Here is a 20473-nt window from a genome sequence, read left to right as displayed (position 1 = left end):
TATAGCAAGCATATTTATCATGGAGTTAAAAGGTAAAAAAGTCCTCGTAACGGGAGCAGATGGTTTTATTGGAAGCCACCTTGTTGAGCGGTTGTTAAATGAAGGATGTAAGGTAAAGGCTTTTGTTTATTATAATTCGTTTAATAGCTGGGGATGGTTGGATACATTGTCTCCGGATCAATTATCAGCCATCGAGATTTTTGCTGGAGACATTCGTGATCCCAATGGAGTCAGAACGGCAATGGTAGGAATTGATGTTGTTTTTCACCTGGCGGCACTGATTGCCATTCCTTTTAGTTATCATTCACCGGATTCATACATAGATACAAATATAAAAGGTACACTGAATATTATTCAGGCCGCAAAGGATTTGAATACTTCCAGGATACTTGTAACATCTACATCAGAAGTATATGGCACGGCCCAATATATTCCGATTGATGAAAAACATCCAAGGCAACCACAATCGCCTTATTCAGCTTCTAAAATAGGTGCAGATTGCATAGCGGAATCGTTCTATAGAAGTTTTAATCTACCGGTAACTATTGTAAGACCATTTAATACTTTTGGTCCACGACAGTCTGCCAGAGCTGTGATACCTACCATTATCAGTCAACTCCTTAATGGAATAACAGAGATTAAATTAGGAGATCTTACGCCTACAAGAGATTTACTGTTTGTAAAAGACACTGTAAATGGTTTTGTGGAAATTGCTAAATCGGATAAATTAATAGGTCAGGACTGCAACATCGCTACACAGTCTGAAATAAGTGTAGAAGCACTGGCCAATAAGCTGATATCGCTGATTAACCCCAACGCCTGCATTCTACAGGACAGTGATCGCATCAGACCTGCAAAAAGCGAAGTATTCCGCCTCTTTGGTTCTAAAGAGAAAATCCTTGAATTAACGGAATGGAAGCAGCAATATAGCTTGGAACAAGGCTTACAGGAAACCATTGACTGGTTTAGAAAAGAGGAAAATCTCCGTAGCTATAAGGCCGGTATTTACAATATCTAGCTCTCTAAATAAATGGAATCAACACAAATAATTGACTTTATAAGAAATACCTTCAATGAGAAGAAGGGCTTTATTCCATTGCATGCACCTTATTTCGGAGGTAATGAGAAACAATATGTATTAGATACTATTGAATCAACTTTTGTTTCTTCTGTTGGAGCCTATGTTACAAGGTTTGAAGAAATGATGAAAGAGGTGACGGGAAGTCAATTTGCCATTGCCACTGTAAATGGTACAACTGCCTTACACCTGGCTTTGGTGCTGGCAGGTGTAAATCATGGGGATGAAGTAATTACGCAACCACTAACATTTGTAGCCACTGCCAATGCTATCAGTCATGCTGGAGGAACGCCGGTTTTTGTGGATGTAGACAGAGATACAATGGGGATGTCTCCAGAGGCGCTCAGGCTATTTTTAGAAGAAAAAACTTTCAGGGATAAAAACAACAACTGCATCAATAAAGAAACAGGCAAAAGAATTGTGGCTTGTGTGCCCATGCATACCTTTGGTTTCCCTTTAAGAATTCAGGAAATAGCAGATATCTGCAAAGAAAATCATATTGTGTTGGTCGAGGATGCAGCAGAGTCTTTGGGGAGTTATGTGAATAACCGTCATACCGGAACGTTTGGAGATATTGGGGTGTTTAGCTTTAATGGCAATAAAACGATTACCTGTGGTGGTGGCGGAGCGATAATTACAAATAATGAAGCAATTGCATTGCGAGGTAAACATTTGTCTACTACGGCGAAAGTGCCTCATGCCTGGGAATTTGTACATGATGAAATCGCTTATAATTATCGTATGCCTAATCTGAATGCAGCTTTGGCGTGTGCACAATTAGAACAGCTGGATAAATTTTTATTGAACAAGCGGGAACTCAGCAATATATACCATGGTTTTTTTGCTGAAACTAATATAACATTTGTAACAGAAAGAATTGGAAGTACTGCTAATTATTGGCTGAATACCATTATTTTTCAAGAACAAGAGGAACAGCAGAACTTTCTGAAACAAAGTAACGAAAGCAGCGTAATGACCCGACCAATCTGGACGCTAATGAATAAACTACCTATCTATAGCAATTGCCAAACAGATGCGTTGGTTAATGCCAGTTGGCTCGAGAAAAGGGTAGTGAACATCCCGAGTAGTGTAAGATTTTAATTGTACTGCCATTATGAAAAGAGAATTGATATTAATCGGAGGTGGAGGCCATTGTAAATCGTGTATTGAGGTAATAGAATCAACAGACAGTTTCATAATAAGAGGAGTTCTTGATCCACTGAAAGAAAAAGGAGCGAAAGTTTGTGGTTATGATATATTAGGTTCAGATGAAGACATTCCTTTCTTTGTTAACGAGCGTATGCTATTCTTGATTACAATAGGGCAGATTAAGAACGCAGCAGCGCGGATAAAAATTGCAGAAAGAATAGCCAACATTGGTGGGGAGCTAGCTACCGTTATATCGCCATTTGCTATTCGTTCAAAAAGAAGCATATTTGAAAAGGGAACGATTCTGATGCATGGGGCAAAAGTAAATGCAGACGTTGTGATTGGAGCAAATGCAATTATTAATACGAATGCCAACATTGAACATGATTGTAAAATAGGAAATTTTGTACACGTTTCAACAGGCGTCAATATCAACGGCAATTGTACCATTGAAGATGAAGTATTTATAGGAAGTGGTAGCATTTTGGTGCAGGGTGTTTCAGTTTGCAGTAAGGTTGTTATTGGTGCAGGGACACTGGTTAATCGGGTAATCGCGACTTCAGGAATGTACATAGGTAATCCTTGTCGTCAAATTAATTGAATATGAAGAATAAGGTTATAATAATCGCAGAAGCCGGAGTAAATCACAATGGAAGTTTAAGTAATGCGAAGTTGCTTATTGATGAAGCCTCTAGTGCCGGAGTGGATTATATTAAATTTCAGACATTTCGCTCAGAGAAGTTGGCAAGTAAATTTGCAGGAAAGGCAGATTACCAAAAGGCGGCAGGAACCGGAACGGAGTCGCAACTGGAAATGTTGAAAAAACTCGAACTTGATGAAACTGCGCATATTGAATTAATTAGCTATGCTAAAACTAAAGGGGTAAACTTTTTATCTAGTGCTTTTGATTTTGAAAGTATTGACTTGTTGCAAAAATTAGGCATTACCCTAGGTAAAATACCTTCTGGAGAGATCACCAATCTTCCCTTTCTGAGAAAAATAGCAGCAACATTCCCCCAGGTTATCTTGTCCACTGGAATGTCCGATATGGATGAGATAAAGAGTGCCATTCAGGTACTAATTAAAGCGGGTAGGAGTTTGGAGGATATAACGGTCCTGCATTGCAATACAGAATACCCCACCCCTATGCAGGATGTGAATTTGAAAGCAATGAATACCATAGGCGGGGAACTGGGCGTTGAAATAGGGTATTCAGATCACACTTTAGGTATTGAGGTCCCTATTGCAGCCGTGGCGCTCGGGGCAAAGGTGATAGAAAAGCACTTCACATTGGATAAGAATATGGAAGGGCCAGATCATAAAGCCTCATTGGATCCGGCAGAATTACGTTGTATGGTAGCTTCCATACGAAATATAGAAAGTGCATTGGGAGATGGGACCAAACGGAAGTCTGCCTCTGAAACGAAGAATATTGCCATTGCGCGTAAAAGCATTGTTGCCGGTAGGGATATAAAGAAGGGTGAGATTTTAACTGAAGAAAATCTGGACGTAAAGCGTCCTGGCACAGGGATAAGCCCGATGGAGTGGGATAATGTGGTAGGTACCATAGCCAATAAGGATTATTTAGAAGATGAGATCATTACTTTATGACGAATAAGAGAAAAGTATGCGTGGTAACTGGTACGAGGGCCGAATATGGCCTGTTGTACTGGACTATTAAGAAGCTGAATGATGATCCTGATGTGGAGCTGCAGCTATTGGTGACTGGCATGCACCTATCTCCCGAATTCGGACTTACTTATCACCAGATTGAAGCAGACGGGTTCCGGATAGACAAGAAAGTAGAGATGCTGCTATCATCAGATACCACTATTGGCGTGAACAAGAGTATAGGACTGGGTATGATTGGCTTTGGGGATGCTTTTGCAGAGCTTAAACCATCCCTGGTTCTATTGTTGGGTGATCGATTTGAAATTTTTGCGGCCGCTACAGCTGCTATGATAAGTAGAATTCCTATTGCCCATTGTCATGGTGGCGAAGCCACAGAGGGAGTTATAGATGAATCTATCAGGCATGCAATAACCAAAATGTCCCAGATTCATTTTACCGCCACTGAAGCTTATCACAAGAGAGTTATACAATTAGGAGAACAACCAGCCCGTGTATTTAACGTGGGGGCGCTGGGAATTGAGAATATTAATAAACTCAAACTATTAACCAGAGAAGAGTTTGAAGAAAGTATCGATTTCCAGTTAGGGGAAAAGAACCTGCTTATTACCTTTCATCCTGTCACATTGGAAGTATCGTCTGCTGAAAAGCAGTTTGGAGATTTGCTGAGGGTTTTGGATGAGTTAGCCGATGTTAAGCTTATTTTTACAAAGGCAAATGCAGATACAGATGGCAGGATAATCAATCAGTTAATTGACAAGTTTGTTTCTGACAGAAGAGAAAAGGCGATTGCTTTTACTTCTCTGGGTCAATTGAGGTATCTATCGGCGCTTAATTTTGTGGATGCCGTAGTAGGTAATTCCTCCAGTGGTGTTCTTGAAGTCCCTTCGTTCAGAAAGCCAACTGTTAACATTGGTGACAGACAGAAAGGTAGAATTAAGGCAGAGAGTGTTATTGATTGTCATCCTGATATTGATGAGATGAGAAAAGCTATTCAATTGGCATTGGATAATGTTTTCCAGGATACAATAAAAGATGTTGAAAACCCTTATGGTAGAGGAAATGCTTCCGACGAAATTGTAGACATTCTAAAGAAGATACCACTTGATTCTTTAATAAAAAAGCGATTCTATGATTTATAGACGTTTTTTTCCGAGCTATACAGAAGTATTCAATTATTAAAAATTTATTGAGATTGATGGAATTCCGGAAACACTTAATTTTTGAACACGAAAGTATAACCGACGCATTTAAAAAATTAAATGCGCTTGGTGCCGATGCCATCCTGTTTGTTATATCCAGTAGTGAAAAACTAATTGGGTCGCTTACTGATGGAGATATTAGAAGGGGATTCATTAAAGAGCTTACCTTTGAAACTCCCATTAAGGAGTTCATTCAACCCAATCCAGTTTGTATTGTATTACAGAATTATTCTATTGAAGAGCTTGAGCAATATAAGCGAAGAAACATTAGAATAATACCTATTGTCGATGATCAAAGATATATAGTTGATATTCTCAATCTACGTTTAAAGTCATCGTTGTTGCCATTGAATGCAGTAATAATGGCCGGTGGAAAAGGAGAGCGCCTGTTGCCACTTACAGCTGATTGTCCTAAACCTTTGTTGAAAATTGGAGATAAACCTATAATTGAACATAATATCGACCGATTAGCTACCTATGGGATAAGCAGGGTTATTATCTCGATTCGTTACCTGGGCCATCAGATTCGGGAATATTTTGGAAATGGTACAGACAAGGATTTGTCCATTGAGTATATTGAAGAAATTGAGCCCTTAGGAACCTTTGGCGCTCTTAGTCTAGTTGCTGATTTCGATTCGGATCATATTCTGTTAATGAATTCGGATCTTCTGACAAATATAGATTTTACAGATTTTTATAGCTCGTATATCGCATCGGGCGCTGATTTAATGATTGCCAGCGTTCCATATCAAGTGAAAGTACCTTACGCCGTACTTGAAATAGAGAACGGTGACGTAGTTTCCTTTGACGAAAAGCCTACCTATAATTACTATTCAAATGGAGGGATTTACCTCTTTAAAAAATCCTTGCTTGAATTAGTACCGCAAAATACGTTTTACAATGCAACAGATTTTATGGAAGAATTGATCGCTGCCAATAAGAAAGTATCTCATTATCCAATATTAGGCTATTGGCTGGATATCGGTCGGCCAGAGGATTTTGAAAAAGCGCAGATAGATATAAAACATATTAAGCTTTGAAATGAATATACTAATAACAATTTGTGCAAGGGGTGGATCGAAAGGTATTCCAGGAAAAAATATTAAGAATATGGCCGGTAAGCCTTTGATTAACTATTCCATTGATCAGGGAGTCAAGTTTGCTATAGGTAAGAAATGTGTAATTGGATTGTCTACTGACAGTAGTGAAATAATAGAGGCGGCAAAAAGCGCGGGATTGGTTACAGATTATCGGAGGCCAGAAGCTCTCGCGACTGATACTGCCGGAAAGTTGGGCGTCATTGCTGATCTGATTAAATTCGAAGAGGAAAAACGACAATTGAAATTTGACTATATCATCGATCTTGATGTTACCTCTCCATTAAGAACTAATGATGATATTGAAGCTGCATTGCAGATCATCATGGAAGATGAACATGCAATTAATATCTTCTCAGTTAATCCGGCGAATAGAAATCCATACTTTAATATGGTGGAAAAAAATAAGGAAGGCTATTATGAATTATGTAAAAAGGGAGATTTTATTACCCGCCAGTCTGCCCCCAAGGTATATGACATGAATGCTTCCTTTTATGTGTATAGGCGTAATTTTTTTGATACTGCTTTTTCCAGTGCTATTACATCCAGGTCTTTGATTTATGAAATGCCGCATATCTGCTTTGATTTGGATCATCCAATTGACTTCGAATTTATGGAGTACTTATTAGAGAACCAGAAGCTTGATTTTTTGGTATGAATGTTCTGATTATTGGTCTCGGATCTATTGCGCGCAAGCACATATATGCTTTGAAAGCATTGTCGGATAAAATAAATATCTATGCACTTCGATCAAGTGATAATAATGATCAGATAGAAGATGTTATAAATATTTATGAACTTAATCATGCAAAGTTGTCATTTGATTTTGCTATTATTTCCAATCCAACTGCTGTTCATTATAAAACTATAGAACAACTTTTACCACTGCAGATCCCTTTATTTATTGAAAAGCCATTATTCCATTTGTTGGAAGAAGGTGAGGCTTTGGTGAATAAATGCGTTAACGAGGGTATTAAGACTTACGTTGCTTGTAATCTGAGATTCCATCCATGCGTTCAGTTCCTAAAGCAATACCTGACAAATAATATTAGCCGGATCAATGAAGTAAATATCTATTGTGGTTCCTATTTGCCTGATTGGCGTCCACAAAAGGATTTCAGAACCATTTATAGCGCTCATCCTGAATTGGGAGGGGGAGTTCATCTGGACCTTATCCATGAACTGGATTATTCCTATTGGTTATTTGGGGCGCCAATAAGCAGCTATAAGCAACTTACAAATCACTCTTGCCTTGATATAAGAGCGGTTGACTATGCGCATTATAATCTGTCTTATGCTGGCTTCACAGCAAACATTACACTTAACTACTACAGACGGGATTCAAAAAGAGAAATAGAAATATTATTGGAAGATGGAACGCTCAAAGCAGATTTATTAACAGGAACGGTAGTCCTTAATAATCAGCTATTATTTGAAAGGAAAACAGACATCCATTTTACCTATGTAGAGCAGATGAAATATTTTCTTGAGAACATTCATGAAGATCGTGTTATCATGAATGATATTGAGGAGGCATTTAAAATACTGAAAATTTGTTTGAAATGAATATGCTGAAAGATAAAATTATAGTTGTTACTGGTGGTAAAGGCTTATTGGGTAATGCTTTTGTACAGGAACTACTGGCGAAGGAAGGGACGGTGATTGTTTTGGACAACAATGCAACCACAGATCTTAATAAGAATGAAATTAACTGTGATATTACAGATAAGCCGTCCATTCAACATGCGATGGACCTGATATTAGCGAAGTATGGCAGGATTGACGGGTGGGTAAACAATGCTTATCCGAGAACTGAGGATTGGGGGAAGAAGCCGTTTGATGAGGAGTCAATGGAGTCTTTTAGTAAGAATGTAGAGTGGCATCTGGGAGGGTATGTTAAATGTTGTCAGCTCGTATTAAATCAAATGAAACAGCAGCAAAGTGGTTCACTGATTAATATGTCTTCTATTTATGGGGTAGTTGGTCCTGATTTTACTATTTATAATGGCACTTCCATGTTGAACGAAGGAGCCTATGCTGCTATAAAAGGAGGATTGATTAATTTTACCCGTTACATGGCCGCATTTTATGGGCCTTATAATGTGAGGGTGAATTGTGTTTCTCCCGGGGGAATTTTCGATCATCAAAATCCTGTTTTTGTAAAAAATTATGAAGATAAAGTTCCTATGAGGAGACTAGGAAATCCAGGTGATATCGCACCATCCATCAGTTTTTTGTTATCAGATGGAGCCCGGTATATCACAGGGCATAACCTTATAGTAGATGGTGGGTGGACTGCTATTTAAGATTTGAATGGTATATTTGATTTAGTCAAATAAAAAAATATGATAATAAGTGAATTGCCTGGTAGGATAAGATTCTGGAAAAGAACTGATCGGATTGGTCCGGATATTCCCCTAACCCATTGGCGATTATATTTTAAAACGGCTATGCAGAAGCTCTGCAAACGCAAATTTTATCATTTTGATGATACTGCAGAGTTCCGGCCGGGAGCATATGCGGTTGCCTGCTCCAAAATTTCAATCGGTAAAAGAGTGGTTATAAGGCCAGGTACACATTTGTTTGGAGAAGCGAAGAATTTGGACATAAGCATTATGATTGAAGACGATGTTTTGGTGGGAGGTGGAGTACATTTTTATGTAAATAATCATGCGTTTGATAATCCTGATATACCAATTATTGATCAGGGGCATACTGCTGCACAGCGCATTACATTAAAAAAAGGATGTTGGATTGGTGCCAATGTTATAATACTTCCAGGTGTTACCATCGGGCACAATAGTGTAGTGGGAGCAGGATCGGTTGTAACTAAGTCGGTTCCTGATAAGGTGGTAGTGGCAGGTATACCGGCCAAAATAATTAGATATATCGATAAGTAGGTTTCGTATGCAACTGCTTTATCAAAAGGATTAAAGAAAATAGGGTCTCAATTACTGTTATAATGGATTACTCAAAGATTATTTATATTTCATACCAGCCACTGACAGCAATTTTTGAACGGAACTTTTACATAAAAGAGCTGCAGGAAGCAGGTGTTGAAATTGAGTATTGGGATCTTACAAATATATATAAGCCAGGTCTAGAACTTAATCATTCTCTGACTGCCGCCTATGTAAAGCCTTTTTCTTCTATAAAAGAGATCAGGCTTGCATTAAATAGAAATAAAGGCGCATTATTCGTTGTGTTTATCACCTTAACACACGAAGTCTCAGACCTATTCAGGGTTTTGGCACAAGCAGATGTGCAAACCTGTTTTTTTGCCAGAGGAATGTTGCCGGCGCCTGTCCTGAATGCTCCTTTTTTGACCAAGCTTAAAAAGAAGGCGGGGCAATTGACCAGTCTCCGCTATATTAATCGCGTTATTTCAAATTATTTGCTCAGCAAGGTGAAGGGACTGGGATATATTAAAACGCATAACATCGTATTTACTGCCGGGAGCGAAGGAATATATACCGTCGGGATGGGGGCTGAAAAAGAGAGAAGTAGTGCCAGGCTAATACCAGTTAACTCCCTGGATTATGACCATTATTTGAGTTTAAAACAGCACAGACAAAGGTTGATAGAAGGGCCTTATGCGGTGTTCCTTGATATTTACCTTCCTTACCATCCAGATCTTGCCATTGTGGGAATGAAGTCGATAGATGCGGAAGAATATTTCCGGTCACTCAATATGTTTTTTGATAAACTAGAGTCAACCTACCATGTTAAAGTGGTGATAGCAGCTCATCCTAAAGCAGATTATACAGTGAATCCATATAATGGAAGAACTATTCTGATGAACAAGACAGCTGACCTGGTAAGTGATGCCTCTTTTGTAATCTCACATATAAGCACTGCAGTGTCTTTCGCGGTCCTGTTTTCAAAGCCTGTTCTATTTGCTTATAATAACCAAATTTATAAATCATATAAGCACAATATGTTTCAGCAGATAAAGCATTTCAGCGAAGTATTAAAAGCCCCACTCATTAATATAGACGAGGATAATATAAAGTTAAACAAGCTTTTTGTGCATGAAGAGGCTTATATGGATTATAAATACAAATACCTCACTTCTTTAGATACCCAGCATACAAGTACAAAGGAAATTATTTTTTCATTACTGGAGATAAATGATGCACATAGATTATGAGTGATAGTGTAAAAAAATCATATACGCTGAATTATTTGAAAATATACGTACTTAATATTTCGGCTATTGTACTTAATATTTGTTCCTTGTTTGTTGTCTTACCTGTTATTTCCAATAATCAGGAGCTGTATGGGATATATAGTATTTGCATATCGCTGAGCGTTTTCTTCGCATATGCAGATTTGGGATTTATAAACGCAGGCATGAAATATGCTTCTGAAGATTATGCGAAGCAACACTATGCGGAGGAAAAACAGATAATTGGCTTTGTCGGGTTTATACTGTTGCTTTTCGCTGTTTTTTTCAGTTGCTCCATTTTGGCGATTGCCTACAAACCGCAATGGTTGTTCAGTAACATGAAGGAGGGAGCAGACCAACTCATTGCGTCCAAATTACTGCTGACACTTGCATTATTTGCCCCAGCTATTATTCTTCAACGGGTTTTGCAAATGATCTATAGCATAAGGCTGGAAGACTTTATTTTTCAAAGTATAAATATTGTAGGAAATCTGTTAAAGATACTTTCTGTATTCTATTTTTTCAAAAATGGAAATTATGATCTGGTTGGCTATTTTTTATTCAATCAGGTTATAACAGTTGTTGTCATTATTATTACAAGTTTGGTGGCAGAGAAGAGGTACCATTCATCCCTGTTTTCTCTCATACCCCATATACGTTTTTCAAAAGCAGTATATGAAAAAACAAAGTCGTTGGCACTAAGTACTTTTCTTTTGAGTTTGTCATGGATTGTGTATTATGAATTGGATGCTTATGTGCTGGCAAAAATTTCTACTCCTACTATTGTTGCATTGTATGCAGTAGGTTTAATGTTGCTTTCATTTGTGAGGTCTCTTTTCGGCGCTGTGTTTAACCCTTTTACGGCCAGGTTCAATCACATGATTGGTTTGGACGATTGGACAACATTGAGGAGTTTATACAGTAGGGTAATAGTAGTGATGTTGCCTCTCACACTGTTTCCATTGGTAGCCATCAATATTTTTATTTCACCATTTATATTATCGTGGGTTGGTACCAATTTCAAAGAGGCTATCGTACCAGCTAATTTTTTATTATTGAGTAATCTGCTGGCGTTTATTACCTATCCTGCGGGAGTACTTATTGTCGCCAGAAAACAGGCCCGGTTGCTATATACCGTTGGGTTCTTTTTGCCGGTTATTTATTGGCTGGGAGTGATGTTGTTTTTTCCTCAATTTGGATTTACTGCATTTTCCTTTATGAAGTTTTTTTCCTTTATCTGCTTGGGTATATTCTATGCTATTTATTCTATTAAATATCTGCAGCTTACTTTTATAGGGTTCTTTAATAAATATATTGTAAAGGTTATTCCGTCGCTATTGTTTCTCGCTATTTACGGGTATTTCTTAAACCCATATTTGCCTGGTAGTAAGAGCAGTATTCATCTAATTGAAGTGATTATTGCAATTGGTGTTGGTGTTTTAATGTCCATATCGATTTACTACCTATTCACATCGGAATTCAGGAATTATATTAATGATATTATTTATAAGTGGTGGACGGGCTTAAAACTTAAAATGACCAGGTAATGTAATTTTTTCAACCCGGAATAGTTTCGGGGTATTTAATTAATTTCGTCCCGACCTCGTATTCGGAACAGGGTTAAAAAAAACTTGGGGTAATGAAAAAGGTCTTCATAAGCATACTGTTATTTTATTATACGTTACATTTTCTTATACCCGGAACTTATTATCTTATAAACGGATACGTTAATATATATTCGGATGTATATGACACGAATGCAACTCTGAAGGGTTTTTATCTGAATACTTTCATGATTCTCGGCGCCATTGCCATTATTATGTTTTTACCTGATAAAAAATACAAGATAGAACCTCGTTTTTACAATTTGAGTAAGCTTTTTTATTTGGCACTCGGATTTTCGATTGGGTTGTATATTCTCAAAGGGGGCTTCAGCGGGGCGATCAGTGGTAGTATGAGTGGTTCGGGGATGAGCTATATTGATCTTTTCCTAAAAAGTAACGCCATACTAGTTGCCATCCTGTTCTACCAGCAAAGAAAAACGAGGCCAGCACTACTGTTTATCGTATATCTTATTTATACCATGGTAATGGGGAGCAGGAGTGGGGTTATAAGTATGTTTGTGATTTTTCTTATTTATCCGCTGTTTGAAAACTATTCAAGATATAAGCAGCAGCTAAAAAGGGTATTGCTCCTGATGATGATAATTTCCCCTGTCCTGTTTTTTGTGGCAACTGTGTTTATCAGAAAGGCAGATCTCGGCATTGGTACGGACGTTATTCTTAATCAGATTGCCGGGCGGATGTCTTTTTTGGAAACATCGATGCTGCCTATACACTATAAAGAGAACGGAACATTGAATCTAGACCTTTTTTACGCAAAATATTCTCCGTTTCATCAACTGGAAATGATGATCGATGCCTTAATTCCAGGTAATGTTTTTGAGCCGGATATAATGCCAAATCAGTATTATAGGGTTTTGTTCCTGGGGTATTCAGAAGACTTTGTACAGAACGTATATACCTCGATAAATTTGACATTGCCTGTTTACCTTTATATGTATTTCAATGAATTTGTTACTGTAGTGGTTGCCATTTCTGTATTGCTATTTTATTATTTTTTATGTTATAGATTTTATAATAAGCCATATATCTTACTGCCCTTATTACTTGGTCTTTACCACTTGCTTTACTTTTTTGATCTGGTGATGTGGTTCCTGATTATCTTTCCTTCCATGCTTACTATGCTAACAATATATGGATATTCTATTTTCAGAAAAGGTATCGTCGATTATTTTAAAGTCAAGACAAAACTTATTGTAAAAAATTGATGTTGTTAATAAAGTGAGATGATTTCAGATAAACGTATTTTATTCATCGGACCAATCTTTCATAGTTATCATACGGCTATTATCAGAAAGTTAGAAGAGGCAGGAGCAACTGTATCTTTTTTCCCGGAAAGAAAGTATGGCCTCTTATTTAAGGCGATTAATAATTTTAGGAAGAAGTATCTGGAACGGTACCAGGAGAAGCATTATGATAAGATCCTGCAGCAAATTGGGACCACTCAGTATGATGTTTTATTCGTGATCAGAGGTTATATGCTTCCTGATAACTTCGTCAGAAGGTTTAAACAAATGAATCCCCGTGCCCAAACAATTATGTACCAGTGGGATTCCAATAAGAGTAATCCATTTTTAAAACAAGTAGCAAATTTTGATAAGGTTTTTTCATTTGATTTCGATGATTGTGACCATAACCCTAAATTGAAGTATCTGCCGCTTTTTTATATAGACGATGTAGCCGGGGTTGCCAGAAATAAAACACAGGTGAAAGAATACGATTTCTTTTTTATGGGATGGTATTTTCCGAAAAGATATGAGGCATTGATGAAATTTAAAGAATATGCCGACGCGCATAATTATAAACTTAAGGCATTTTTATTCATTCCTTTTACTACTTATGTAAAGGAACGATTAGACGGTAAACGTCTCGATCGCTCTGTGATTTCTACCAGGCCTATGAAGAGAGCAGAATACCTGGAGAATCTGGTAAAGTCAGACGTAATGGTAGACGTTAGTAATCCTGATCAAACGGGATTGGCTATGCGTATTATTGAAGCATTTGCTTGTAGAACTAAAGTGTTGACAAATAATTACAAGTTACAGGAAGATAAATTTTACTCATCAGAATACGTAGCTTTTTTTGATGAGGATAATCCAAAAATAGACGAACAATTTTTACGCATTCAGCCTACTTCGCCTCCTGCAAATATGTATACTGTCAAAGAATGGCTAATGAAAATGTTTGCTGAAATCAATTAATAAGGTAGAAGCCTGCCGATAATAGGGAATTATATTTAATTACAATTAATCGGCTAAATTGCATATTTGTTTGGAATAACATTATCTGTACACACTTTTAATAGCAAAAAGACAAGAAATAATGAAGAATAAAAATATACTCATTTCCGGTGGCGCGGGTTTCATAGGAAGCAACCTGGCGTTGAAGCTGATCAAAAAGGGATATACTATAACAGTATTAGACAATCTGTCTCCTCAGATTCATGGGAATTCACCTGAAACAACGTCGCCACTATATAATAGTATCAAAAATGAAGTTAAATTCATAAAAGGAACAGTTACATCCCGCGCGGATTGGGAAAAGGCATTGATTGGTCAGGACATCGTTGTGCATTACGCAGCCGAAACCGGTACTGGGCAATCCATGTACGAAATTCAGAAGTATACGGATGTAAATATCGGAGGTACTGCTATATTGCTGGATCTGTTGGCAAATCAACCCGGTTTGGTAAAGAAAGTCGTAGTTGCATCTTCCAGATCCATTTATGGAGAAGGCAAGTATTTAAGTGAGGAATTTGGCGTTGTATATCCTGAACACCGAAAGGAAGCGGATATGCGTATGAATAATTTCGAAGTGACCTATCCCGGCAGTAAACAACCGCTGAAGCTGTTGCCTACCGATGAAATATCTAGAATACATCCTTCTTCGGTATATGGAATTACCAAACAAAATCAGGAACAGATGGTGATGACCGTTTGTCCCACTATTGGTATAGCGCCTGTTGCCTTTAGGTATCAGAACGTTTATGGTCCAGGACAATCGCTATCAAATCCTTATACCGGTATTTTATCAATTTTCTCTACGCGCATAAGAAATAATAACGGGATCAACATTTTTGAAGACGGAAAGGAGAGCAGGGATTTTGTTTATATTGACGACGTAGTTGATGCCACTATTTTGGGAATAGAACAAGACGCAGCAAACGGAGAGATTTTTAACGTGGGGTCAGGTACGCCTGTTGACGTGCTTACAGTTGCCAGAGCCCTGATAACTAACTACGGTATTGATGTACCGGTTACAATTAGTGGGAACTATAGGATGGGCGATATCCGCCATAATTTTGCAGACCTTGCTAAAATCTCCGCTACACTCGGTTTTTATCCGAAATTCGAATTTCATGCCGGATTGAAATATTTTACTGATTGGGTATTGCAGCAGGCTATACAGGAAGACAAGTATGCTCAATCTATCGAGGAAATGAAGGCCAAAGGATTGTACATCTAAGGTTAGTACAGGAGAAATATATCTTTTGCGAATTGTAAGTATTTAATACATGGACATAAGTCTGATAATTTCAACGTACGGGAGAAGTGATGAGGTGGATGCACTTTTAGATAGTATTTCCCGGCAGTCGCATGATCTTCAACTTATTGAGGTAATAGTAGTTGATCAGAATGATCAAATTGACCTGGTACCTGTTTTAAGTAAGTATAGTACACGACTGCCGTATCTTGTGCATGTAAAAACATTGGAGAAAGGACTCGCGAAGAGTAAGAATAAAGGAGTGACGTTAGCCCGTGGCAATATAGTTACTTTCCCAGACGATGATTGTATGTTCTATGACGATACGGTAAGTAGTGCGCTCACCTTTTTCAAAGAGCATCCGGAAGCTGATGTGGTATATGGCCGGATATTCGACAGGAAGGCAAATAAGAATATCATGCGGGAATGGTTTGTAGGAGAGAAGAAGTTGAATCCATTCAATTTTCATCTCAATTATTCTGCAATTACCTGCTTTAGTAAAAGGAAGGATTTATTATTTGATACTCATTTCGGCGTTGGTGCTTTTTATGGTTCAGGTGAAGAACTCGACTATATTGTGAATGCCCTAAAAAAGAATCTCAACGTTATTTATACCAACAGGATTGAAGTGTGGCACCCGGAGTTGAATGTTAATACCATGACTGCAGATAAGATATATAGGTATGCAAGCGGATATGGCGCCGTATTGCGTAAGCATGTAAATACCCCCTTGCTGCTGCTCTATATGAGTTCTACCGTCATGCAGATATTGCAGCTGGGAAAAGCCATTCTGCAAAGGGATAAAAAAGCTGCTGAGAGACGACGTTTCGCTATTTCGGGTCGTATTGACGGATTTTTTAAATATACTAAGTCAACACAGCATTGATTATTATGGAAAACTACCTAAGCATTTATGGGTTCCGGGGATTTGTAAAACTGGTGAAAGATGTCATTAATACGAAGTTGTTTTTTCCGAAATGTCGTTTGGTTAGAACTCCTTATTATATAAAAAGAAAAGGTAAAATTAAATTTGGAAAGGGATTTACATCAGGAGTAGGGATGCGGATAGATGTTCCGTATGTAAAGTCGGCTAACGAGATTATTATAGAAATAGGAGAAAATGTACAGGTAAATGACTATGTTCATATTACAGCAGTGAATTCGATAAAAATTGGCAACAATGTGCTAATTGCCAGCAAGGTATTTATTACGGATCACAATCATGGAGGATACAACGAAGAACACGTACTGCAATCGCACCCAGATGAGCCCCCGGCAGATAGGCCTATCACTTTTAAAAGTGTAACAATAGAAGATAATGTTTGGATAGGTGAATTTGTTACAGTCTTGCCTGGAGTAACTATTGGAAAAGGCTCAATTATCGGTTCCATGTCTGTTGTGTCGAAGAACATCCCTCCCGACACTATTGCCGTTGGTTCACCGGCCAGGGCAATTAAAAAATTTAATAGGCATACAGGTGTTTGGGAGAAGATTTAATAATTTACATTGCATTTCGATGTTAAATCGAAAGCCAAGTACCGATGAAAGTTTCTTTATTTATCCTTTGTATATTGATAATAGCTTGCTGTGTCCAATGCAGTAATTCTTTGCCACGTCGCCCAGCAGTGGAAGCTCTTGACGAGTATTTCAAGAGAAAACTAGTTGATACAGATAGCCTTATTACTTTGTTTCGGAAGAGTGTAATAGAAAATGACTCATTAGCGAAACAGCAACAGCTTTTTAAAGAAAGCAAAATATCCTACAAGCGGACCGAATTTCTTATCGAGTATGCCATACCCCATATGGCTACACTTATCAATGGTGCGGCTGTACCAGAAGTGGAAACAGAAGATAATCTGAATACGATCATAGAACCGGAAGGTTTCCAGGTCATTGAATCCATATTGTTTTCAGAACATGGAACAATGAGTAAAGCAACACTACTACAGGAAGTGGATAAGTTGAGCGCCAGTATCCGTTTTGTGTTGTCACAATCTTCAAATATAATACTATCAGATTCCCTTGTTTTTAAATCACTTAGACAGGAAGTATTCCGTATTATCGCCTTGGGTGTTGTTGGTTATGATGCAGACCTTACCCGAAATGCTATTCCAGAGTCAAGAGCTGCCTGGCAATCGGTAGGTGAAGTACTTGGTCTGTATAAGGAATCTCTTCTGAAAGTTGATGGGCGACTTGTGGCACAATGTGACAGTATTATTGCTGGAGGGGACCGTAATCTTGCTACAGGGGTGAGTTTTAATGATTTCGACAGACTGACTTTTATTACTACATATGCTAATCCGCTATCACATTCCCTGATAAAGTTAGCCAACGCACTTTCTGTGGATATGGGTAACATGCATAGCCCTGTAAAAAGTAGTGCGGAGAATTTATTTGTACCGGATGCTTTTGACTATAACTTTTATACTGATAATGAGAGCGATCATATTAGCAGTGAGAAAGTTTTATTAGGCAAAAAGCTTTTTTACGATCCTATACTATCTGGCAACCGTAAGCGATCCTGTGCTACCTGTCATCTACCTGCTAAAGGATTTACAGACGGTTTGGCTAAAAGTCCATCCATAGACAATCGATCTGTAACAAAGCGTAATACGCTTACGTTATATAATGCTGGCCTTCAGCCAGCGCTGTTTTATGATATGAGGGTTACTTTTCTCGAAGATCAGGTAACTGATGTTATCTCTAGTGAAAATGAGATGCATGGTTCTGTTGGTAATGCGCTACAAAAAATTAAGGCTAGCGCCAGTTATATCGAATTATTTAAGAAAGCATTTCCGGAATCACGGGAAACAGTTACTGCGTATCATTTTCAGAATGCTATAGGAAGCTATATACGTTCTTTAGTAAGTTTGGATGCTCCATTTGATAGGTACATGAGAGGGGAAAAAGAGCAGCTCAGCGACTCGGCCATAAAGGGATTTAATCTATTTATGGGTAAAGCCAAATGCGCAACCTGTCATTTCGTGCCATTGTTTAATGGCGTACTGCCCCCGAATTTTGTAAAAGAAGATGCTGAGGTGTTAGGAGTGCCTGAAAAGCCACATGGTAAGATTATTGACAGGGATCTGGGCCGGTACCTTGTTATCCCGGCAGCTCCCAATAAGTTTGCCTTTAAAACGCCCACCTTGCGTAATGTTGCCATCACAGCGCCTTATATGCATAATGGTGCCTTTAAATCTTTGGAAGAAGTACTGGACTTTTATAATGAAGGAGGGGGAATTGGCTTGGGGATACACGTGCCTAATCAAACACTTCCTGCAAGAAAGCTGCAGCTCACAACAACTGAACAGCGACAGATTATCGCCTTTTTATATGCGCTTTCAGATACCGCTCAAAAATAAATCCTGACCTGATAGGGGGGATGAGAATTTGCTCCGTTATTTATTCAGCTATAGTTAAATACTAAATTGGCAAGTTCTTTAACCCAGACTAAACATTATACCTTTGGAATCAAATGCTCTCTTCTATAGGCAGGGTGCCTACAGACTCGTTTTCCTACTTGTAATTTGCGCAAGTCTTTTAGCATGTAGGAAAAACAATACAAAACCCATCAATACCGAAGTCCCAGGGGAAGAAGGCACCGCGATCCCGGATAAGTTGGTAATTAATGGATATACAGATAAGCAATCGTACAACGTTGGAGACAGTGTTGCTTTATTTTTGTCTACCCAATCAGTAATTGTTAAGAGAGCGTTGAATGTATATAATCTGGACGGAAAGATTATGTTCAGCGTTCCGGTTAATAGACTGACAAAGCAGGAAGCATCCGGTGAAAAACCATATGAAGACGGATTTGGATATAGTGATCCTGTAACTTTTAAAGTTCCAACACTTAAAAGTGGAACTTACCTTGTTGCGAACCAGATCCCGTTGATAGTAAAGTCAAAAGACGAAACCGTAGATTTCACCGTCGTTTATCCCTACAATACTGAGAATGCTTATTGCGCAACAGGAAGAAGGAGTTTATATACAACACCTGTTGCCAAAATAGTTTCATTTCAAAGGCCTATACCGTATTCTGCATTTGCCGCCGGATTCTTAAAATGGATTGGCCAACAATCGTATTCTTACAATATGATTTCAGATATTGATCTGGAAGATTACGATAATATAAAGGGTAAGATTGTTGTTATTATCGGCCATAGTGAATATTGGTCAAGAAAGGCAAGACGGAATTTTGATCGTTTTATTGATGAAGGCAAAAATGCAATTGTGCTTTCAGGTAATACCATGTGGTGGCAGGTACGCTACAACGAGGATAAGACCAAACTTATCTGTTATAAAGCGGTTGGGGAGCCACGTGTTGCAGACTCTCTTAAAACGTGGCTTTGGATTAGTCCCAGTCTTAGGTATCAAATCACCGAAAGCATTGGAGTGGATTATGATCGGGGAGGGAATGGTTCTATAGCAACAAAGAATGACGGATGGGATGGATTCAAAATAGTGAATCCTAATTCGCCGCTATTGACCGGGATGAACCTGAAAAAAGGAGATATTATTAAATGTCCTTCAAATGAATATGATGGTGCTCCCTTAAAGGGATTTGATAGTGAAGGCACGCCCATTATCGATAATAAGGCTTTGAAATTTGACAAAGTTGAACTCATAGGGTATGATTTTGGATTTAGATCAGTAAAAACAGTTCCGACAGCCATCATTTTCCGGAAAAGGAAAAAGTCAGGGATAGTAGTTACTTTTCCTTCTACTAACTGGTGCACGATTTATTCATATAAAACCTTTCCGAACATCTCTAAAGTCACTCAGAATGCTATTGATGGGATAATGGCGAATAAAAATTTATTTAGTAATTAATATAAGCTTTATAAGCCTATCTTAAAAAGGAGCAGCATTTGGCTGCTCCTTTTTAATTATTTAGTTATCATGCTCACAAATCGGGGGTGGCTTTGCGTAATTAAATTTGAAATAAAAGAGGAAATAAAGTATAATTGATTAAAATAAATCAATATGCCGGAAATTTATACAGATGGAAGCTATCTGGAACATAACCCCACATGGCATACCGA

The 20473-nt window shown here is 38.1% G+C and carries 19 protein-coding genes; all 19 read left to right on the top strand.

Translation table 11 applies throughout. The features are described 5' to 3' along the window. Nucleotides 1–19: 19 nt before the first annotated feature. Complete coding sequence (locus tag AC1DP6_RS01780; RefSeq protein ID WP_477053327.1) at nt 20–1018, top strand: NAD-dependent 4,6-dehydratase LegB; 999 nt, start codon at nt 20–22, stop codon at nt 1016–1018. A gap of 12 nt (nt 1019–1030) precedes the next feature. Continuing rightward, entirely contained in the window at nt 1031–2179 is a 1149-nt protein-coding gene (locus tag AC1DP6_RS01775; protein WP_477053326.1) for a LegC family aminotransferase, read from the top strand. Nucleotides 2180–2192: 13 nt separating this feature from the next. After that, nucleotides 2193–2828, top strand: coding sequence for a NeuD/PglB/VioB family sugar acetyltransferase (locus tag AC1DP6_RS01770; protein WP_477053325.1), 636 nt, complete (start codon nt 2193–2195; stop codon nt 2826–2828). 2 nt (nt 2829–2830) lie between these two features. Further along, the gene (gene neuB, locus AC1DP6_RS01765) at nt 2831–3838 is read left to right on the top strand and encodes an N-acetylneuraminate synthase (protein ID WP_477053324.1); all 1008 of its coding nucleotides are present in this window, start codon (nt 2831–2833) and stop codon (nt 3836–3838) included. Further along, complete coding sequence (gene neuC / locus AC1DP6_RS01760) at nt 3835–4998, top strand: UDP-N-acetylglucosamine 2-epimerase (RefSeq protein ID WP_477053323.1); 1164 nt, start codon at nt 3835–3837, stop codon at nt 4996–4998. The genes neuB and neuC overlap by 4 nt, the downstream gene beginning before the upstream one ends. A 56-nt stretch (nt 4999–5054) precedes the next feature. Then, nucleotides 5055–6098 (top strand): nucleotidyltransferase family protein, encoded by a 1044-nt coding sequence (locus tag AC1DP6_RS01755; protein ID WP_477053322.1) that lies wholly within the window; start codon nt 5055–5057, stop codon nt 6096–6098. Between the two features lies 1 nt (nt 6099). Continuing rightward, nucleotides 6100–6813, top strand: coding sequence for an acylneuraminate cytidylyltransferase family protein (locus tag AC1DP6_RS01750; RefSeq protein WP_477053321.1), 714 nt, complete (start codon nt 6100–6102; stop codon nt 6811–6813). Further along, entirely contained in the window at nt 6810–7721 is a 912-nt protein-coding gene (locus tag AC1DP6_RS01745) for a Gfo/Idh/MocA family protein (RefSeq protein WP_477053320.1), read from the top strand. The genes AC1DP6_RS01750 and AC1DP6_RS01745 overlap by 4 nt, the downstream gene beginning before the upstream one ends. A gap of 2 nt (nt 7722–7723) precedes the next feature. Continuing rightward, the gene (locus AC1DP6_RS01740; protein ID WP_477053319.1) at nt 7724–8461 is read left to right on the top strand and encodes an SDR family oxidoreductase; all 738 of its coding nucleotides are present in this window, start codon (nt 7724–7726) and stop codon (nt 8459–8461) included. 39 nt (nt 8462–8500) lie between these two features. Beyond that, on the top strand, nt 8501–9055 hold the full coding sequence (locus tag AC1DP6_RS01735; protein WP_477053318.1) for an acyltransferase: 555 nt from the start codon (nt 8501–8503) through the stop codon (nt 9053–9055). 62 nt (nt 9056–9117) lie between these two features. Then, on the top strand, nt 9118–10305 hold the full coding sequence (locus tag AC1DP6_RS01730; RefSeq protein WP_477053317.1) for a hypothetical protein: 1188 nt from the start codon (nt 9118–9120) through the stop codon (nt 10303–10305). Between the two features lie 203 nt (nt 10306–10508). Further along, nucleotides 10509–11870, top strand: coding sequence for a lipopolysaccharide biosynthesis protein (locus AC1DP6_RS01725; protein ID WP_477053316.1), 1362 nt, complete (start codon nt 10509–10511; stop codon nt 11868–11870). Nucleotides 11871–12115: 245 nt separating this feature from the next. Further along, nucleotides 12116–13153, top strand: a complete 1038-nt coding sequence (locus AC1DP6_RS01720; protein WP_477053315.1) for a hypothetical protein — start codon at nt 12116–12118, stop codon at nt 13151–13153. 18 nt (nt 13154–13171) lie between these two features. Next, entirely contained in the window at nt 13172–14146 is a 975-nt protein-coding gene (locus tag AC1DP6_RS01715) for a WaaS/CpsH family glycosyltransferase (RefSeq protein ID WP_477053314.1), read from the top strand. A 121-nt stretch (nt 14147–14267) separates the two neighbouring features. Beyond that, nucleotides 14268–15410, top strand: coding sequence for an NAD-dependent epimerase/dehydratase family protein (locus AC1DP6_RS01710; protein ID WP_477053313.1), 1143 nt, complete (start codon nt 14268–14270; stop codon nt 15408–15410). 49 nt (nt 15411–15459) lie between these two features. Beyond that, nucleotides 15460–16314 carry a glycosyltransferase family 2 protein gene (locus AC1DP6_RS01705; protein ID WP_477053312.1) on the top strand — a complete coding sequence of 285 codons (855 nt, stop codon included), beginning with the start codon at nt 15460–15462 and terminating at the stop codon, nt 16312–16314. A gap of 5 nt (nt 16315–16319) precedes the next feature. Continuing rightward, nucleotides 16320–16925, top strand: coding sequence for an LbetaH domain-containing protein (locus AC1DP6_RS01700; protein WP_477053311.1), 606 nt, complete (start codon nt 16320–16322; stop codon nt 16923–16925). Between the two features lie 44 nt (nt 16926–16969). Continuing rightward, nucleotides 16970–18790 (top strand): cytochrome-c peroxidase, encoded by a 1821-nt coding sequence (locus tag AC1DP6_RS01695; RefSeq protein ID WP_477053310.1) that lies wholly within the window; start codon nt 16970–16972, stop codon nt 18788–18790. Between the two features lie 103 nt (nt 18791–18893). Further along, the gene (locus AC1DP6_RS01690; RefSeq protein ID WP_477053309.1) at nt 18894–20261 is read left to right on the top strand and encodes a N,N-dimethylformamidase beta subunit family domain-containing protein; all 1368 of its coding nucleotides are present in this window, start codon (nt 18894–18896) and stop codon (nt 20259–20261) included. Nucleotides 20262–20473 lie beyond the last annotated feature (212 nt).

The sequence above is a fragment of the Chitinophaga sp. 01L420 genome (genome assembly GCF_056399985.1).
Note: the sequence above shows the minus strand (reverse complement) of the source record. Positions and strands in the feature narration are given on the sequence as shown.

Coding starts and splice junctions, on each gene's coding strand:
- AC1DP6_RS01780 (WP_477053327.1), top strand. CDS start 20: ATGGAGTTAAAAGGTAAAAAAGTCCTCGTAACGGGAGCAGATGGTTTT.
- AC1DP6_RS01775 (WP_477053326.1), top strand. CDS start 1,031: ATGGAATCAACACAAATAATTGACTTTATAAGAAATACCTTCAATGAG.
- AC1DP6_RS01770 (WP_477053325.1), top strand. CDS start 2,193: ATGAAAAGAGAATTGATATTAATCGGAGGTGGAGGCCATTGTAAATCG.
- neuB (WP_477053324.1), top strand. CDS start 2,831: ATGAAGAATAAGGTTATAATAATCGCAGAAGCCGGAGTAAATCACAAT.
- neuC (WP_477053323.1), top strand. CDS start 3,835: ATGACGAATAAGAGAAAAGTATGCGTGGTAACTGGTACGAGGGCCGAA.
- AC1DP6_RS01755 (WP_477053322.1), top strand. CDS start 5,055: ATGGAATTCCGGAAACACTTAATTTTTGAACACGAAAGTATAACCGAC.
- AC1DP6_RS01750 (WP_477053321.1), top strand. CDS start 6,100: ATGAATATACTAATAACAATTTGTGCAAGGGGTGGATCGAAAGGTATT.
- AC1DP6_RS01745 (WP_477053320.1), top strand. CDS start 6,810: ATGAATGTTCTGATTATTGGTCTCGGATCTATTGCGCGCAAGCACATA.
- AC1DP6_RS01740 (WP_477053319.1), top strand. CDS start 7,724: ATGCTGAAAGATAAAATTATAGTTGTTACTGGTGGTAAAGGCTTATTG.
- AC1DP6_RS01735 (WP_477053318.1), top strand. CDS start 8,501: ATGATAATAAGTGAATTGCCTGGTAGGATAAGATTCTGGAAAAGAACT.
- AC1DP6_RS01730 (WP_477053317.1), top strand. CDS start 9,118: ATGGATTACTCAAAGATTATTTATATTTCATACCAGCCACTGACAGCA.
- AC1DP6_RS01725 (WP_477053316.1), top strand. CDS start 10,509: ATGAAATATGCTTCTGAAGATTATGCGAAGCAACACTATGCGGAGGAA.
- AC1DP6_RS01720 (WP_477053315.1), top strand. CDS start 12,116: ATGATTCTCGGCGCCATTGCCATTATTATGTTTTTACCTGATAAAAAA.
- AC1DP6_RS01715 (WP_477053314.1), top strand. CDS start 13,172: ATGATTTCAGATAAACGTATTTTATTCATCGGACCAATCTTTCATAGT.
- AC1DP6_RS01710 (WP_477053313.1), top strand. CDS start 14,268: ATGAAGAATAAAAATATACTCATTTCCGGTGGCGCGGGTTTCATAGGA.
- AC1DP6_RS01705 (WP_477053312.1), top strand. CDS start 15,460: ATGGACATAAGTCTGATAATTTCAACGTACGGGAGAAGTGATGAGGTG.
- AC1DP6_RS01700 (WP_477053311.1), top strand. CDS start 16,320: ATGGAAAACTACCTAAGCATTTATGGGTTCCGGGGATTTGTAAAACTG.
- AC1DP6_RS01695 (WP_477053310.1), top strand. CDS start 16,970: ATGAAAGTTTCTTTATTTATCCTTTGTATATTGATAATAGCTTGCTGT.